Origin of the sequence: Acinetobacter sp. ANC 3813 (assembly GCF_002135435.1) — a bacterium.
Taxonomy (GTDB): domain Bacteria; phylum Pseudomonadota; class Gammaproteobacteria; order Pseudomonadales; family Moraxellaceae; genus Acinetobacter.
Genome location: NZ_NEGK01000008.1, coordinates 37,232 through 56,122, shown reverse-complemented (window position 1 = coordinate 56,122; position 18,891 = coordinate 37,232). Strand labels below are relative to the sequence as shown.

Here is an 18,891-nt window from a genome sequence, read left to right as displayed (position 1 = left end):
TGAAGGGTAAATTGCTGTGAATAAGAATTGCTATCGTATTATTTTTAGCCAAGCGCGCGGCATGTTTATTGCTGTTGCGGAAATTGTGAAAAGCCGCAGCAAGACGGCTGGACAAAGTGAGGCCATCCGCGCTGCAGATACGCCGCAATTTACCCCTCAAACGTTAAAAAAACTCAATCCGCTGAATTTTGCAGTGGTCAGTTTATTGGGCGCAATGGTGTATACCGTGCCGCTGAGCAGTATGGCGAATACTCAGATTATTGCCGATAAGTCTGCACCGAATTCACAGCAGGCGACCATTCTGAACAGCAGCAATGGCCTCACGCAAGTGAATATTCAAACGCCAAGCGCTGGCGGGGTTTCCCGAAACACCTATACACAGTTTGATGTCGGGCAAGAAGGCACGATATTAAACAACTCGCGCAATAATACGCATTCCCAGCTGGGCGGCTGGGTGCAGGGCAATCCTTGGCTGTCTAAAGGTGAAGCCAAAGTTATTTTAAATGAAGTCAACAGTAGCAATCCGAGCCAGCTGAAAGGCTATTTGGAAGTGGCGGGCAAGTCTGCACAGGTGGTGATTGCCAATCCATCGGGTTTGGTCTGTGACGGCTGCGGCGTGATTAATGCTGACCGCTTCAGCTTGGCAGCGGGTCAAGCCGTGGTGAATCAGGGTTATCTTGAATCATTCCGTGTACGTGATGGACAGGTGACCATTGAAGGCAAAGGCCTCAATGGCAGCTTAACGCCTTATACTGACATTTATGCACGTGCGTTGAATGTCAATGCTGGACTGTATGCCAATGAGCTGACCGCAGTGCTGGGTCAAAATGATATTCAAGTCAAAGGCCAAACTGCGCCGCAAGTTCAGGCAGTGAGCGGCCAGTCTTCCACACAAACTTCGAAGCCTGATTTCGCGCTGGATGTTGCACAGCTGGGCGGCATGTACGCAGGCAAGATTTTCTTGGTGGGCACAGAACAAGGCTTGGGTGTGCGTAATGCAGGCTCAATTAATACAACAGCAGCTCAGATGACTTTGAATGCCAACGGTGACTTGGTCAACTCAGGCAATATCATTGCCAATAAAGGCCAGCTGGATGTACAGGCTAAAAATATTGCCAATAGCGGCAATATCAGCAGTGCAGCATCGCAAGTTGCTTTGCAGAGTCAAAGATTGGACAACAGCGGCACGATCAGCAGCGCTGATGAACTGAAGCTGCAGCAAAAAAATATTCAAAACACTGGACTGATCAATGCAGCACGTGTTGCCATTGATGCAGACAGCTTGAGTAATAGCGGTAAAATTCAGCAAACGGGTGCGCAGGCTTTAAAGTTGCAGGCGGAGAAGATCAGCAACACCGCAGGTAAAATGGGGGTGATTGCAACAGCATCTTCTGGCGGCAGTACGGGCGGTACGGGTTCAACTGGCGGTACAACCGACCCTGTGGCTGAACAGCCAGTGAATCAGGCGCAGGATGGCGGCAGTTTAAATGTGACTGATTCATCAGACCTGCCTGTAAAAACCTATGAGTCAGGCTATCTTGAAGTTAAAAACTTAAATAATGACAGTGGCAGCATAGAAGCCAATGGCGGAATTGATGTAACAAGCCAGTCAGGTTTGAACAATGATCACGGGAAAATGGCGCTGGGCAAGTTAACGCTGAGTGGTGCGGAACTAAATAATCAGTCGGGTCAATTGAGTGTTCGTGAAGCAGATATTCAAACAGATACGATCAATAACCAAAAAGGCCAACTCTATGCCAGCCAGTCATTAAAAGCGAAAGCACAAGTTCTAAATAACCAATCGGGCAGCATTGAGGCGGTTGATTTGCTCGATTTAGACAGTACCAGCACTCACAATGCTCAAGGTGAAATAGCCAGTCAGCAGCAATTGAGTTTGAATGGTCAAAGTATTGTTAACAATACAGGGGCAATATTTTCTGAAAAGGGAAGTGTGACAATAAAGGCATCATCCCAATTGAATAATACCCATGGACAGATTCAAGCGAAACAACAGCTGACAGCTCAAACGGCTCAGTTAAGCAATATGCAAGGTCAATTGACTGCGCAAACCCTGAGCTTAAAAAGTAAAAATATTCAAAATGCAGAAGGTCTGTTGCAGGCTGAAGATAGCCTTGTGATTGATGCTAATGGTGGTATTTTAAATAACCAAAATTCTGGTGCACAGGGTGGTATTTTGGCGAAGCAAGATATCAGCATTCAAAATGCGGCCGAGATTCAAAACCAGCAAGGTTTGATTGGTAGTCAAAAAGCTACAGACCTACAAAGCGATCAGTTGCAAAATCAGCAAGGTCAGATTTTAAGCGGAACGGATTTGAATATCCAAGCGCAATTAGTACAGAATCAAACAGGCTTGATGCAGTCGGGAAATGATTTAAAAATTAAAGCCGATACGTTGAACAATAGCGCGTCTACTACTCAGGGAAGTCATATTAGTGCGGGCGGGGATCTGACGATTCATGCCTTAAAAGTGGACAATAGTGGGACAAATACCACCCAAAGCCAAGGTCTGGATGCAAAGACGATTCAAATTGAAGCTCAATCTCTAAATAATACGCAGGGTACGCTGCGTGCAGAACAATTGGCTAAACTTAATATTGAAAATGATCTGAATAACCAGAAAGGTCTGATCAGTTCACAGCACAGTGCAGATATTTCTGGAGAGCAACTGAAGCTCGATAATAGCCAAGGTTTAATAGCCGCACAGGATTCTTTAAAACTCACTACTTCTGCAGATTTAGAAAATGCAGGCCAGCTGGTGTCTTTAAAAGATGCTGAGATTCAAGCCAAAAATATCCGTAATGCACAAGGCGCGGAAATTTTTGCCGATAATAATTTAAAATTACAGGCATCTGTTATAGAAAACAGTGGCAGCTTGACTGCGGGCCAGCAGCTGATCAGCAATAGTGAATCTTTATTAAACACGGCTACTGGGCAAATCTTAGCTTCACATGTGCAGCTGAAGGCTACAGATCGTATTTTAAACCAGGGCTTAATTAATGCTGATTGGACTGAACTTCGTACAAATACCTTAACTAACCAAGGTGCACGTATATATGGCACAGATGTGTCTATTCAGGCAGATACACTGAATAATGAAGCAGATGCAACAGGTAAAGCGGCAGTATTAGCATCACGCCAAGATATGCATTTAGGTGTACAGCAGTTGAATAACAAAGCCAATGTACAGGATTATGATTCGCGCAATATTATCAGCAGTGGGCGTGATTTAGTGATAGGCGGTGAGCTGAATACTCAAGGCCAAGCAATTGGTGAGGCTGTTTATATTTACAATGGCAGCAGTTTGATTGAGGCGCAAAATGATCTATTTATTTATACCAAGGAACTGCTGAACCGTTCAGAAAATTTTGATGTGGTGCCGATGCTGAGCAGTACTCGGCATGTGTACGGTTATCAAGATCATAGTACAGGAGAGATTATTGCCTTAGAGGATATTGCATCAACAAGATACCGTGGACGCAATAGCGATATTTTGGTGCTGACTTTAAAAGATGGCCGCGAATATGAAGTCTTTAACCGCTTTGAATATGATGAAAAAATATTTGTGCCTAAAGTTATTGCGAATACACCTGCACAGATCATCAGCGGGCATAATCTGCTGATTGATGCCAGCTCAAAAATCAGCAATGACCAAAGCCAAATTTTGGCAGGCAATATTCTGCACCTTGAAAATGCCGAAATTAAACATATTAAAGAGCCGACGGTCGAAACCACGGTCTTTGAAAATGCGAAAAAGCAATTCTATAGAATTACAAAAAAGAAGCGTAATAAGTTGGGTGGGCATTATGAGGCACGAGCTACAGATGATATGGTGTTTGCGCCTGAACCAGAAAACAAGCCCGTCTTTATTGATGAAGCTGAAAATGGCAGTAATAAAGTTATCAGATACAGCACTGAAGCTGAGCAGGCGCAGCAAGCAGGAAAAGATTTATCTGGTGCTTTAAATACAGATGCTACGGCGGCTAAAACTCAGCAGAGTGATACATCAGTAAATCTGCAGCAAACAGAAAATGAGCAAATTCGTGCGGTGAGTGATGAGGCATTTAAAGTACCGAATAATGCACTGTACAGTGTTAATCCAGATTCCCAAGCCAGTTACTGGTTAGAGACGGATCCTGCTTATGCGAATTATCAAAACTGGCTGTCTTCGGATTATATGGTGCAGGCGTTAGGTCTGAACCCTGCCAATATGCAAAAGCGCATTGGCGATGGCTATTATGAACAGCGTTTGGTGCAAGATCAGATTGCGCAGCTGACCGGTTTTCGCTATTTGTCAGGCTATGAAAGCAATGAGACACAATATAAAGCGCTTATGAATAATGGCTTGAGTTTTGCTAAGCAATTTAATTTGACGGCGGGTGTCGCACTCACTGCCGCACAAATTGCACAGTTAACTACAGATATTGTATGGCTAGAAGAAAAAACAGTACGCTTGCCAAATGGTGAATCTGTAAAAGCTTTAGTGCCAGCTGTTTATGTACGTAGCCGTGAAGGTGACTTAACAGGTGATGGCAGTTTAATTGCGGCTGAAAAAGTGTCGATTATCAGTAAAGGTGATGTGCTGAGCAGTGCAACCATTGCTGGCCGTCAGGCAGTTGATTTAAAAGCAGAGAACTTAGAATTGCTCAATGGGCGTATTCAGTCAAATGAAGTAAGTTTGCAAACGGATAAAAACACCGTACTACAAGGCGGTCAGATTAAAGCGGGTCAAAGCTTAAGTATTGATGCTGGTGAAAATTTAACGCTGGCAACGAGCACAGAAAAATCAGAGAACGCCATTGGCAAAAATTACTTTACCAAAGAAACGGTAGGCAGAGTTGCAGGCTTATATGTTGGACAGGCAAGTGGACAAAACAGTGATACAGAAAATTTAAGCACAACGGTTGTACTGCGCAGTGGCGGAAATACGCAGTTGAATGGTGCGCAAATTGTTAATGCTAATGGTGCAACTCAAATTGCAGCACTAGGCGATGTCAAACTGGATACCGTGCAACTGTCAAAAATAGAAAAATCATATAACGATAGTAAGCATTTTTTAAATGACAGCCGCACAGAAGAGTTAGGGACACGGATTCAAAGTCAAGGCAATGTGCTTGTGCAGGGGCAGGATATTTCAGCACGTGCTGTGAATATAGATAGCAAGAATGGTACAACAGCACTTTTGGCCAAAAATGATTTGAATATCAGTGAAGGCAGTACCAGTCTAGATTATGAAGCGATGGATTATGAAAAATCCCGCGGTTTGTTGAGTAAAAAATCTACTCAAACTTATTATGCGAATCAGCAGAATACGGCTGTTGCCAGCAATATAACGGGCAAAAATATTGTGCTTGATGCGGGCCGTGATATAGCGGTGCAAGGCAGTCAAATTAAAGCAGATGATGCGGCACATATCACAGCAGGCAATAATATTAATATTGTGGCGGCTAAAAACCAATCTGCCCAGCAATCAGAAGTCATTAAGAAAAAGTCAGGCTTTAGCGCCAGCCTTTCAGATGGCGTCGCTAGTGTAGGCTATGGCAAATCAAATGCTAATATTCAACAGGAAAATACAGCAGAAACATTAACGCAAAGTGTCATCAGCAGTGGTCAGGGAAATACGGTCATTGCTGCGGCTAAAGATTTGACTACAGAAGCGGCCTTAATTCAATCTGGCAAAGACCTAACGCTGCAGGGGCAAAATGTTGATTTGAATGCGGGTACAGCAAGCAGTAATCAGCAATTGCAAGTGCAGAGTAAAAATTCAGGTCTAGCTGTAGGTATCACTTATAACCCGATTGATGCTGCTGTTTCTGCATATAAGAAGAGTTCTGACAACACAGAGTTTTCTGATAGCGCTGTTGGTCAAGTTATGTCGCATGCAGAGGCAGTGAATAAAGCCGCTCAGGCTGCGACTACAGCAGTCGTAGTAACTGGGGGCAGTCAAAAAAGTACGCAGAACAGCAACTACAGCACCACGCAGGCAGTTGTGACACAAGCTGAGGCTCAGGGCAATCTGAATATTATTGCCACTGAAGGCAGTATCCGTAGTCAAGGCGCTCAGCTTTCTGCTGAGGGAGATGCATTGCTGCATGCAAAAGACAATATTCATTTGAGCTATGCCACAGATACAGAATCGCAAACGTCTAAAAGTAAGCAAAGCGGCTTCAGTATTGATAACCGTGATAAATTTGCGCCAGCAGGGGTATATAACAATAAAAATCAGGGTTTAGGCAATATTGATAGCGTAACGGGTACTCAGCTGTCTGCAGGGGGGAAATCAACACTGCAAACGACGCAAGGTGATGTCAATATTATCGCCAGTTCGGTCGCATCAGAAGGTGATGTGAATATATTGGCTGCGCGTTATGTGAATATTCTGTCAGCACAAAATACCAAGTCACAAGCTGAAAGCAGCAGTAATAAAGGCATAGGCAGCGCACAGATTTCAGATACTGAGCAGTTCTTTGGCTATATGAAAGGCAACAGCCAAAGCAGCAGCAATGATATTGAACAGCAACGCAGTCAGGTTGGAAGTTTAGACGGGAATGTAAATATTCAGGCGGGTAATGATTATCTACAGCAAAGCGCAGATCTTGTGGCAAAACAGGATGTGAATATTGATGCGAAAAGTATTCAAGTTTTAGAAAATCACAACAGTGGCAGTGCGTCGCAATCTTCTAAAGATTTAAAAGTTGGCCTGTTTAAACGCATTAGCTCTCCAATATTAGATTTGCTTGGCAGTGCGGACAAAGCAGCGAAAAGCAAAGCCGATGATCGAACTCAAGCGTTGCAAGCTGTGGCTGCAGGTGCTCAGGCCTATCAAAGCTATAGCGATATTCAGGGTGGAGCATTGTTTAAAGCTGAGGCGGGTATTGGTTTTAGTACGAGCAGCAACCAGCAAAACAGCAGTTATGCCAATTCTCAGGAAAATAAAATCACAGCGGGCAGAGATGTCAATTTAAACAGTACAGCAGGTGATATTCATCTGCAAAATACTCAAGTTACTGCAAATGATGCGATTCGACTGAATTCAGCTAAAGATATTATTTTAGAGTCTGGTCAAAGCCAAGCGAAAGCAGATGGTAAAAATAGCAATGCAGGTGCAAGTATCGGTTATGGTGCATCTGTAGGCGCGCAAACTGGTGCATATATTTATGCAGAAGTGGGCTATGGAAAAGGCAGCAATCACAGTAGTAGTAATACTCATACGCAAACCGTTTTGAATGCTGAAAATATCAGTTTAAACAGTAAAGGTGATACTACTTTGCAAGGTGCAAAAGCCGAAGCAAATCGTATTGATGTTAATGCTGGTGGTGAATTGAATGTGATTAGCACTCAAGACAGTGCAGATCAAAAAATTAAACAAACCAATGCTGGCGGTCGTGTGCAAGCATCATTTGGGACTGCATGGCAGGCGTCAGGCAATGTCAGCAGCAGTAAGGCTGAGGGTTCATCTAATAGTGTGAACGAGCAGTCGGGCTTATTTGCAGGTGATGGCGGCTATCATGTCAAAGCAGATAGTGTCGATTTGCAGGGCGGCGCCATTGTTTCAACAGCGAACAAAGAAAATAATGATTTAACGGCTATCAGCCTAATGTTTAGCAATCTGGAAAATCAAAGCGCCTATGATGCGAAAAGTGTCAGCTTATCTGGCGGTACAGTATTGGGCAAAGCAGACAGTTCAACCCAGACACCGCAGCCGACCAGTAATACCAATTGGAGAGATGGTACAAGTTTTAGTCCAAGTTTGCCGCAGTCTGATTCTGAAAAAGACAGCAGTACCACTTATGCAACTTTAAGTGCTGGCCAAATTAATATTGGCGGAAAAGATACCACTGTTGAAGCGCTTAGCATATATAGCGATGCTACATCGGCAAATCGTAAGGTAGATACGCTGCCAAACTTGCAAGATATTTTAGATCAGCAGAAAACAGTAGCAGATGCCACTTCTACGATTACTGCGGCTGCACGAACTTATAATCAAAATCAGCAAAAGAAAGCAGAACAAGAAAAAAATGCTGAAAAGCAGAAGATTCTTAATGAAATTAATCAGAATCCAGTTGCCAAAGAGCATTATGAAAATTTAGATGCTGCGAAGAAAGAGGATTATTTAAGACAATATTCTCCTAGCTATGCAGATGCGAGCTTATTAAACCAAGACTGGGGTATGGGCGGCGGCAATAGCCGTGCGTTGAATGCTGTAACACTTGCTGTGACAGGTGCACTTGGCGGACAAATAGATATACAGGTTGCTACGAATGCACTAGCGCCGTATGCGGCACAAATGATTGGCAGTAAATATGGTCATGGCGAAGATAAAAATACAGCTGCGCAATTAGCCTCTCATGCAATTTTGGGTGCGACATTGGCTTACATTAATGGCGGCAATCTAGTCGCTGGAGGGAGCGCAGCTGTAGCTGCTGAATCAGCAGCGATCTACTTAACCAATGAATATATAGACCAAAAAGAGTACCAAAATGAAAAAGGTGAATTCGAGCCGAATTTACTGCCTGAAAGTGTAAAAAACCAAATTCGTGATTTGACGGCAGCTATTGGAGCAGTCGTCGGCGGTACTATTGGAGATTCTGCATTTGAAGCGCAGCTGGCGGGTGTTGTTGGACAGAATGCGGTAGAGAATAATGAGATGGGAATATTCCCAGTTAATCCTAAGCGTATGGAGTCTGCACAATCGCTGGCAGAGTACGGTATTAAGGAAGGGTGGAGCTCAGATAAGCTTCAAAAAGAAGTATCTAAGGAGTTACGCGGAAGAGATCCCCAAGGTGAAGCTTATGTCGGAGCTATTGTTAATGGCAGCGTAGTAATAGCAAGCGTTACTCCTCTGGGATCTGGTTATAGAATTTACCAAGGCGGAAAATGGGTTTTTTACACAGCAAAACAAGTTGCTGGCAGTGCTGCATTAAGAAATACAGTGAAGAGCGCAATGCTGAATGGGACAATTTCAGGCGGGATCTCAGCTGCTTCAGGTGACGACGTTCAAGGTATTATTGCTAATACAGCATTTGGTGCAGCCACGGGTAGTGTGAGTAACTTAAATAAGGGATTTCAAACAATTAAAGGGCAAGCTGCCTTAGCTGGGGCTTCAAATTTGGGTGCTCAATTTGTATCAAATAAATATAGAGATAAAGATCAGCAACTCGATATGAACTGGGCTAATGCAGCCGCCGCAGTGATTATTGGAGGAGCAGGCACCAAGTTGCAAAAATTGGGTTATCCTGCCCAATCATCAACAGTTGTAATCCCTTCCATGGCATTAAATGCGGCAACAGCTGGAAACTCTCCTAAATTACCGGAACAGCAGAGCAAAAAAAATGACAAAAAATAAAGGTTTCTTTGAATTTAACTTTTATAAAATCAAAGAAAATCGTTATCAGAGAATGATTGCGATATCTGTTTATGTTTTACTCATCATTGCTAGTGTCGCTATTGGGCTGTATATCTATGGATTTGATAAACACATTGTTTGGGGAGTAAATAAACAGACTTTAGATAATTTAGCTATGTTCGTGCTTACAGTGTTTTTTATTCTTATTACGCCAATGACCGGAATATTTAAGATATATATGTATTCTAGATTGGTCTATAAGTCTGAAGATTTAGGCTTAAAAACAGCCATTATAAATCCATTTGGGAAAAAAACTTTATTAGAAAACTATGAAATTTATGAAGGATATTCTGACTATGTACAAAGTTTCAGCTTTCTTTGGCTGAAGGGTAAAAACTATGTCAAAGAAGAATTGATTGATAATAAAGGGTGTCATTTTACTGTAAAAGATATGAATACAGGCATTCTTTATTTACTGACTATCGATCCAGATAAAAAGGAATGTATAACTGAGCCAGATTTTAAAAATGAATGAACAGCAAATATATCAAAGAATCGGTAAGCTTTTATGGTCAATAATGGCAGAAGACGCAAAAATTATTTTTTGTGAAGGATTTATTTATCCTTACACGAATTCATGTGGTTTTGAGTGGCTAACTCTGGATGGTAAACAAGATTCATTTGACTTTGAAAGAGTTTCAGTTGAAATTGGAAATAAAATCATATCCTTAGCATAAGAGCTGAGATCTTTGGATATTTTTGTAGAGAAATGAACTCATTTTAAAATTTCTTTGACGGAAGAGGAAAAGATTGATTTTACATTTGTATATATTCGGCTTTGTTGCACAAACCTAGCATCAAAAGCTTATTCAGCAATATAATTTCAAAATGAATAATCCTGCCTCTAAAATCTACCGTATAACCAATTGGTCATCCTATAACCGAGCCTTAATTAACCGAGGTAATATTTCCATTTGGTTTGATCCAAAGACTCAGTGGTATGCACAATCACAAGGCAAGCAAGGTCGAAATCAAACCTACTCCGATACAGCGATTTAATGCTGCTTAATGATCAAATCACTATTCCGACTCTCTTTACGTATGGTCACAGGTTTTGTTCAAAGCCTGATTAAACTCTCTAGATTAGATTGGACAGCTCCGGATTATTCCACCCTTTGTCGTAGACAAAAGCATATTGATATTGCGATAAGCTATCAGAAAAGTCGTGATGGGTTACACCTACTCATCGACTCTACGGGTTTAAAATTTTTAGGTGAAGGCGAATGGAAGCGTAAGAAACATCAGCTTGAATACCGTCGGCAATGGCGTAAGCTTCACATTGCTATAGATCCTAAAACCCTGCAAATACGTGCAGTACAACTCACCACAAATAATGTCAGTGATTCTCAAGTACTCGAAGATTTACTTGCTCAAATTCCCTTGGATGAACCAATTGATTCTGTTTATACAGATGGTGCTTATGACACAAAGCACTGCCGACAAGTCATTTTAGATCGAGATGCACATGCGATCATTCCACCTAGAAAGAATGCAAAACCTTGGAAGGATCAGCAAGCGAGGTCTATAGAGCGGAACGAATTATTAAAGACAGTCAAACGGCTAGGCAGATCGCTTTGGAAAAAGTGGTCTGGTTATCACCGTCGAAGTTTGGTTGAAGCCAAGATGCATTGCATCAAATTATTAGGCGATAAATTAACAGCGCGGAGTTTTCCAAGTCAGGTGAATGAAATTCATGCACGTGTGGCAATTTTGAATAGATTTACGGAATTAGGCAGACCTGATACCCGAGTTGTCACTTAAATTTGGATAACTTAGGGAAGATCTATCTCTAAAGCCTTTATGCAAAAAAGCCTCTGTATACTAAAGTCAGCGCTTTTTTTGCATAAATTTTGATGGAAGTTAACCTAAAACTTGATTCTTTAAAGATAACGATTGTCCCTTATTGATAAATTTAGTCACAAAATGATATGAAAAATTATATTTTTAATCTCTAGAATATCAGCTATTACATATGGTGGATTTTAAAATTTTCAACATATATATAAATAAAACAAATGATTGTTTTTAAAATTAATTAAAAAATGCTAATGGAGTTAGCGCATGAATCTTACAAAATCTATAACAGCGATAATGCTGTTTGGGGTTACACACGCTGTGCTTGCGAATAACCCCGACGGTTTTAAGCGGTTTTCAGTATCTGCAGGCTGGTTGCATGTTATGCCGCAAGGTAAAGCCAATCCCTTTAATATTAACACAGCGGTCAAAAAAGGTACTGTCTCTACAGTTGGATCAATCAGCGAAGGCGCTTTCGTAAATTCTCTAGATCCAGATTACATAAGTGCTGATCCTGACTCTGGGGCCTCATTTAATGCGAAAAATTTAATTCAAGAACTCGTTGATTTAGGTGCTTTAAACGGGTTGGGTATATCTGATGTTGATGGCAATATTCTTGCTACAGAGTCTGGCAGTGCGGTAGTGAATGGGTTGGACTCATGGCAGGCAGGTGGCACAGGCCTTGAAGCGAATAATGTTGATACTTTGGGCTTAACTTTTAATTATTATTTAAATGACAATGTATCTTTGCAGTTTATTGGTGGAATCCCACCAAAAGTTGATATTAGAGGGAAAGGTGTAATTACAGCACCTTTATCAGGTCATGCTACACCAACAGGCACTTCTGGGGTGTTATTTCCTAATGGCTTAGGTTTGAAGCAAGATGTGCCTATTACAAACTTAGAAAATAAATCTAAAGTTGCGACCGTACGTGCTTGGACACCGGCATTAGAAGCACAGTATCAATTTGGTAAGAGCGGCGTAAATAAGTTCAGACCGTATATTGGTGCAGGATTGATGTATGCCTATTATAATGACATTAAGCTCAATTCTGAAATTCGATCAGATTTGGAAGCTGCAGGTCATATGATTCAAAATGTTTTAGATAATAAAGCAGGGGCCGCACTAGACGGCAAAGTATCTTCAGGTGTGATGCATGTAGACGTTGATGCAGAGGATGCAATTGCACCAATTGTTACCGCAGGTTTCACCTATGATTTGAATGACCATTGGTACGGCGTAGCTTCAGTTTCTTATGCTAAATTGAATAACAAAACTACGATCAATGTTGTGAATAAATCTACAGGCCAACAGTTAATCCATGCTACAACTAAAATTGATATTGACCCATTAATCACCTATCTGGGTGTGGGTTATCGCTTTTAAAGATAGTACACAAATAAAAGCCCTCAAGTGAGGGCTTTTCTCTTTTATATGTTGAGTCTTAATTAGATATCATCAATCAAAACCTATAGATTTAGCATAATCTAGGTATTCAAATCATGAAGGTCACGGTACATTAGAAGCGGGCGCGCCGTTGGAATCGGGCAATGTCGATCCGCAAGCACGTGAAGAATACAATCAAAAATTAGTGGATATGTATGGTGAGCAAGGTGCAGCAGATACCTTGACCAACCGTCAGTTCCTGATTTTCCCGAACTTAGTGATTTTCGACTTCAACATTCGAGTGATTCAGCCTATTTCACACGACAAAACTGAAGTGTATTCATACCCATTGATGATTGACGGTGCTCATGATTCGATCAATGCGAACCGCATGCTTGATGCACAAACGCGTGTAGGTACAGCAGGGATCTTGTCTGCCGATGATACCGATGTATTTAACGGTAACCAAAATGCCTTGAATGCGATTGGAATGGACTGGATCACAATTAGTCGAGGTCTAGGTAAAGAAGAAGTTAAAGATACAGGCGAACGTGTAGGTGTTTACAGTGATGAAGCTCCACAACGTGCATTCTGGCGTAAATGGACTTCAGTATTATCTAAATAAGGAAATATGACTGTGAAAAATGAAATTCAAGCATTGATCCATAAAGAAGCAGCATTGCTGGATCAGACCAAACTAGACGATTGGTTAGCGCTTTATGCTGAAGATGGTAGCTATTGGATTCCAATGGATGAAAACTGCGACCCATTGAAAGATTCATCCATTATTTATGATGATATTGGTGGTTTGAAAATGCGTGTTGAACAGATTACGCTTCAACACCGTGTTGCTCAAGACCCAGCATCGGGCATTTTTTTTATTTGAGACGGTAATGACAAATTTAAGAAAACAGCACCTTTCTGGTTATCTGGTGCTCATGATGGCAATTGCCTGTGGACTCTGGACTGCCACCACCTCTTAACGAATGAAGATGGCGTTGGAACTTTGGTTATAAAGCTGAGTTGATTAAAAATTATTTAGTTTTTCTTTCATTTTTTAAAACATTGTATATTTAACGTATTCAGCATCTGGCTATTCATAGTTCGCAAGGGGATCTAGTGGAGCTCAAACAGCTAAAATACTTTAATACAATTGTAGAGTCTGGAAGCCTAGGAAAGGCAGCACAAAAGTTAGAAGTAGGTACATCTGCATTAAGTCAACAAATTTCCAAGCTCGAAGATGAACTTTGTACTCGACTATTACAGAGAAATTCTACAGGCGTTACTCCGACACCAGCCGGTTTAGCTTTTTTTAAACAGGCTCAATTATCACTGCGTCATGCGCAATATGCGATCGAGGCTGCACATTCCTCTCGTCTTACGGGTCATGTGAGCGTCGGCTTTTCACCGAGCATTGCATCGGTACTTGGCATACCATTTTTACAGCTTATGTCAGAACGTTATCCAGATATCAAAATCCATTTAGTTGAGAGTCTATCTGGAAATCTTACTAATTTGGTTAATTCACGTCAGCTGGATATTGCAATTATTTTTACAAAAGATGTTGATGCAAATTGGGCAGTACAACCTTTATTGAAAGAGCAAATGTTTTTAATGGCGAACAGATCTTTGCTCATTGAGTATGGATTCGCACAATGTATACATGATGGCAAGATTGATTTATATAAAGTAAATCGTTTACCACTGGTATTGCCAAGTCAAAGGCATGGTCTGCGCAAATTTTTAGATCAGAAAGTTGAGTTATTAGATGTCGATTATGAAGTTGATGGTTTACATTTATTGATGAACTGCGTGAGCCATTTAAATATGGCAACAATTCAACCCGTGAGTGCACATTTTGACTATTTAGAATCAGACCTTTGCTTACTTAAAGTTGTTGAGCCAGAGTTAGATAGAATTAATTATTTAATTAGTATATCTGAGGAGGAGTTGTCTCCGGCGAGTCTTGCTACAAAAGTTGCTATTAAAAGTTGTGTTAAGGGTTTAATTCATAAAGGACTTTGGCCAAGCGCTGAACTATTAGACTTTTAGCCTATTTAATTTTATTAAATACCTCTTTAAGTTCCGCCTATCACTTACCTAGCTATTTTTAGTCTTAAATTACATAAAATTCGAGAGGGAAGACATCGAATGCATGATGTAATTGTGATTGGCGGTGGGAATGCCGCTTTATGTGCAGCTTTAACAGCAAGAGAAGCCGGTTCATCAGTATTATTATTAGAAGCTGCACCGAAAGAGTGGAGGGGGGGGAACTCACAACACACCCGAAATTTACGTTGCATGCATGATGAACCACAAGATGTTCTTATCGATGCCTACCCAGAGGAAGAATATTGGCAGGATCTGTTAAAGGTGACAGCGGGTAAGACAAACGAATATTTAGCCCGTTTAGTGATTCGTAGTACAGCCACTTGCCGAGATTGGATGCGCAAGCATGGTGTAAATTTTCAACCTCCGCTTTCGGGCGCACTCCATGTTGCTCGGACCAACGCATTCTTTATGGGTGGAGGTAAAGCGCTCGTGAATGCCTATTTTAGAAGTGCTCAAAATCTAGGTGTTGAAATTCGTTATAACACTAAAATTGTTGATTTAGAAATTCAAGACAACGAATTTAAAGCGGCAATTTCTGAAGACGGTACACGCTTTGAGGGTGCATCTTGTGTATTAGCCGCAGGTGGATTCGAGTCAAATATACCGTGGTTGCGTGATGCTTGGGGCCAAAACGAAAATGGTGAATGGCCAGCAGATAATTTTATTATTCGGGGAACACGCTTTAACCAAGGCAACCTACTAAAATTTATGATGGATCAGGGTGCCGATATTATTGGCGATCCATCACAGTCACATTGTGTAGCAGTAGATGCACGTGCACCGTTATATGATGGCGGAATCTGCACACGGATTGACTGTGTATCTCTAGGTATTGTTGTCAATAAACATGCTGAACGCTTCTATGATGAAGGGGAGGATTTCTGGCCAAAACGTTATGCCATTTGGGGACGTTTAGTTGCGAAACAGCCAGGTCAAATTGCTTATTCAATAATTGATTCAAAATCAGTTGGTCGTTTTATGCCTCCGGTATTCGAAGGTACAACAGCAAATACCATTGAAGAGCTCGCTAAAAAATTAAATCTTGATGTCGCTTCCTTTACTAAGACTGTTGTGGATTATAACAATGCCTGTGTGGCAGGTGAGTTTAATCATACAGTACTTGATAATTGCCATACTGATGATTTAAGCCCAGCTAAAACACATTGGGCCGTGCCTCTGAGTCAACCTCCTTACTATGCTTATGCATTACGTCCGGGTATTACCTTCACTTATTTAGGCTTGAAAGTTGAAGATGATGCAGCGGTACGCTTTAACAATCAACCTAGCCCTAATTTATTCGTTGCTGGTGAAATGATGGCGGGCAATGTATTAGGTCAAGGCTATACAGCAGGTGTTGGTATGTCGATTGGAACGACATTTGGTCGTATTGCAGGGAAAAATGCCGCAAAAGCTGCATTTATGCAGGGAGCTTAATCATGAATGCGAATGTAAACAATTTAATTCCTGTTGTGCAACTTACGGAGAACGAGCAGCAAGTTAAACAAGCCTTACAAATTTGTAATGCGTGTCGCTACTGTGAAACTTTCTGTGCCGTTTTTCCAGCCATGACTAAGCGTCTTGAATTTACAAAAGCCGATATCCACTATATGGCAAACCTTTGTCATAATTGTGGTGCATGTTTACATGCTTGTCAGTATGCACCGCCACATGAGTTTGGTGTCAACATTCCTCAAGCGATGGCGCAAGTACGCTTAGAAACTTATCAAGATTTTGCAGTTCCTGCAGCATTTGGCGTAATTTACAAGAAAACAGGTATTACCTTGGTTTCTATTATGACCATAATCTTCTTTTTCTTAATGTTAGCAGGGGTTTGGGTCAATGGAACGGATTTGTTTGGGCGATACCAAGGTGACTTCTATGCAATCTTCCCACATAATTTTTTAGCCGTTTTATTTGGCTCGGTCTTTATTCTGTCTATCGTTTTATTGGGCTTAGGGATTATTAAATTCTGGAAACAAACCTCGAAGATCATTCCAGAAGGTGTGGCTCAGCCAGATATTCTACAAGCATCTAAGAATGTACTAACTTTGAAGTATTTAGATGGTGGACATGGTAAAGGCTGCAATGAAGAAGATGACCGATATACCAAAATCCGTCGTGTATTTCATCACTTTACCATGTACGGTTTCTTACTTTGTTTACTCGCAACGACTGTTGCAACTGGGTATCACTATTTCTTAGGTCTAGAAGCACCTTATGCCTATACCAGTTTGCCCGTCATTTTAGGGACATTAGGTGGTATTGGATTAGTGATTGGTCCAATGGGTCTGCTTTACTTAAATGTTAAAAGAGACCCGCTGCATGGTGATGCAAAGCAAAAACCAATGGATCGTGGTTTCATCTTCTTGTTGTTAATCGTCAGTATCACAGGCTTGGCACTTATGGTGTTCCGTGACACTTCTGCAATGGCATTGCTCCTGATTATTCATTTAGCGACCGTCATGACTTTCTTTTTAACTATTCCTTTCGGCAAGTTTGCTCATGGTTTTTACCGTAGCGCTGCATTGTTGAAATTTGCAGTAGAGGAACGAATTGCAAAGCTTAGAGCAAAAAGTAAGTAAGCACCCAAACCGCCTAAAGCTTTGCTTGAGGTAGAAATAGGTAACCCTTGGAAACAAGATAACGGATAATTCAGCAATAAGGATATTTTGCTATGAAAAAAATGAAATGGTTAGCACTGGCTTGTACAGGCGTAGTTTTAGTCGGTTGTGGCACAGGTAATGCATCGAAAGAGCCAGGTAAACCTAAGCGTGCAGAATGTATTGCACCGGCTAAACCGGGCGGTGGTTTCGACATGACCTGTAAGCTCATTCAATCAGGTTTTAAAGAAACAGGGGTAATGACAGATCCAATACGTGTGACCTATATGCCGGGCGGTGTGGGAGCAGTTGCATATAACAAGATTGTGAACAATGATTCTGCCAATAACAATGCTGTTGTCGCATTTTCAACAGGCTCATTGTTGAACTTGGCACAAGGCAAGTTCGGTAATTTTACTGAAAAAGAGGTGAAATGGCTCTCAGGTGTTGCAGTTGATTATGGTCTAGTGGCAGTCCATAAAGATTCACCACTGAAAAACCTTGATGACCTGATGAAAGCTTTAAAAGCCGATCCGAAAAAAATCAGCTTTGGTGGTGCAGGCAGTGTTGGCGGTCAGGACTGGATGCAAACTGCAATTCTGGCGAAAAAAGCGGGTATTAATCCTCGGGATATGAGTTTTGTTGCCTTAGAAGGTGGTGGAGAAGTTTTAACTTCATTATTAGGTCAGCATATTCAAGTCGGGGTGGGCAACGTCAGCGAAGTCGGTTCACATTTACAGTCAGGCTCAATTCGTATTTTGGCAGTATTTGCAAAAGATCGTTTAGAAGGCAAATTTTCAAATTTACCAACAGCAGTTGAGCAAGGTTATGACCTTGAATGGCCTGTTATCCGTGGTTTCTACATGGGACCTAAAGTTAGTGATGAAGCATATGCTTGGTGGAAAAATGCATTTGACAAAATGATGGTAGATCAGAAATTTGATGCCGTACGTGAGAACCAAGATTTACTACCATTTGAAATGACAGGAGAAGAAATTCAAGCTTATGTTTATAAGCAAACGAATGAAATGCGTCAATTATCGGAAGAATACAAATTATCAAAATAACAAACAAACTGAGTTAGGGCGTATGTGCTAACTCAGTTTTTGTTTAGAGGGAAGATGATGAAATCTGAACGCATTCTTACAGCTATCATTACAGTGATTGGATTGGGATTATTGATCTACGCTTTGAACTTTCAAGCCCCGATTTCTTATGACCCAGTTGGGCCGAAAGCCTTTCCAATTCTTTTGATGGGCTCGATCACTTTCAGTGCTTTTTATTTAACGGTTCGTCCAGCCATTATGTTTGAACTTGTTGAACTAGGTTGGACTAAGCATCTAATTGGGAAGTTGGTAGTGTGCGGATTAGCACTTACTATCTACGCCATTATTTTTGAGTTTTTCGGTTTTGTACTTGCAACACTGCTTATGACGATTGCATTGGGCAAACTGTTTGGTGGGAAAACCATTCCAGTGGTGATCACAGGGATCATACTAAGTACAAGTACCTATTATTTATTTGATCGCGTACTTGATGTTCCATTACCACTTGGATTCTTCGGTTAAGGATAAC

At 41.3% G+C, this 18,891-nt stretch carries 10 protein-coding genes and 2 pseudogenes; all 12 read left to right on the top strand.

Annotated features, from left to right (window positions below; all coding sequences use genetic code 11):
* Positions 1–16 precede the first annotated feature (16 nt).
* The 12 genes and pseudogenes from B9T34_RS12650 (at position 17) to B9T34_RS12595 (ending at position 18,884) form a co-directional block, all read left to right on the top strand.
* Positions 17–9,364, top strand: a complete 9,348-nt coding sequence (locus tag B9T34_RS12650) for a hemagglutinin repeat-containing protein (protein WP_086213492.1) — start codon at positions 17–19, stop codon at positions 9,362–9,364.
* A complete protein-coding gene (locus tag B9T34_RS12645) occupies positions 9,351–9,899 on the top strand; it encodes a hypothetical protein (RefSeq protein ID WP_086213491.1) in 549 nt (182 codons plus the stop codon). Before B9T34_RS12650 ends, B9T34_RS12645 begins: the two co-directional genes overlap by 14 nt.
* Complete coding sequence (locus B9T34_RS12640) at positions 9,892–10,101, top strand: hypothetical protein (protein ID WP_086213490.1); 210 nt, start codon at positions 9,892–9,894, stop codon at positions 10,099–10,101. The genes B9T34_RS12645 and B9T34_RS12640 overlap by 8 nt, the downstream gene beginning before the upstream one ends.
* Before the next feature lie 151 nt (positions 10,102–10,252).
* A pseudogene (locus B9T34_RS12635) lies at positions 10,253–11,185 on the top strand (IS5 family transposase).
* 330 nt (positions 11,186–11,515) lie between these two features.
* Positions 11,516–12,604 (top strand): OmpW/AlkL family protein, encoded by a 1,089-nt coding sequence (locus B9T34_RS12630; RefSeq protein ID WP_171265211.1) that lies wholly within the window; start codon positions 11,516–11,518, stop codon positions 12,602–12,604.
* A gap of 151 nt (positions 12,605–12,755) precedes the next feature.
* A complete protein-coding gene (locus B9T34_RS12625; protein ID WP_086213488.1) occupies positions 12,756–13,229 on the top strand; it encodes a hypothetical protein in 474 nt (157 codons plus the stop codon).
* Between the two features lie 12 nt (positions 13,230–13,241).
* The gene (locus B9T34_RS12620) at positions 13,242–13,490 is read left to right on the top strand and encodes an aromatic-ring-hydroxylating dioxygenase subunit beta (RefSeq protein ID WP_171265207.1); all 249 of its coding nucleotides are present in this window, start codon (positions 13,242–13,244) and stop codon (positions 13,488–13,490) included.
* Between the two features lie 233 nt (positions 13,491–13,723).
* A complete protein-coding gene (locus B9T34_RS12615) occupies positions 13,724–14,656 on the top strand; it encodes a LysR family transcriptional regulator (protein ID WP_086213486.1) in 933 nt (310 codons plus the stop codon).
* Between the two features lie 99 nt (positions 14,657–14,755).
* A pseudogene (gene tcuA / locus B9T34_RS12610) lies at positions 14,756–16,217 on the top strand (FAD-dependent tricarballylate dehydrogenase TcuA).
* Complete coding sequence (gene tcuB / locus B9T34_RS12605) at positions 16,153–17,298, top strand: tricarballylate utilization 4Fe-4S protein TcuB (protein ID WP_086213484.1); 1,146 nt, start codon at positions 16,153–16,155, stop codon at positions 17,296–17,298. Before tcuA ends, tcuB begins: the two are co-directional and overlap by 65 nt.
* 92 nt (positions 17,299–17,390) lie before the next feature.
* Entirely contained in the window at positions 17,391–18,383 is a 993-nt protein-coding gene (locus tag B9T34_RS12600) for a Bug family tripartite tricarboxylate transporter substrate binding protein (RefSeq protein WP_086213483.1), read from the top strand.
* Positions 18,384–18,437: 54 nt separating this feature from the next.
* On the top strand, positions 18,438–18,884 hold the full coding sequence (locus tag B9T34_RS12595; RefSeq protein ID WP_086213482.1) for a tripartite tricarboxylate transporter TctB family protein: 447 nt from the start codon (positions 18,438–18,440) through the stop codon (positions 18,882–18,884).
* Positions 18,885–18,891: the final 7 nt, after the last annotated feature.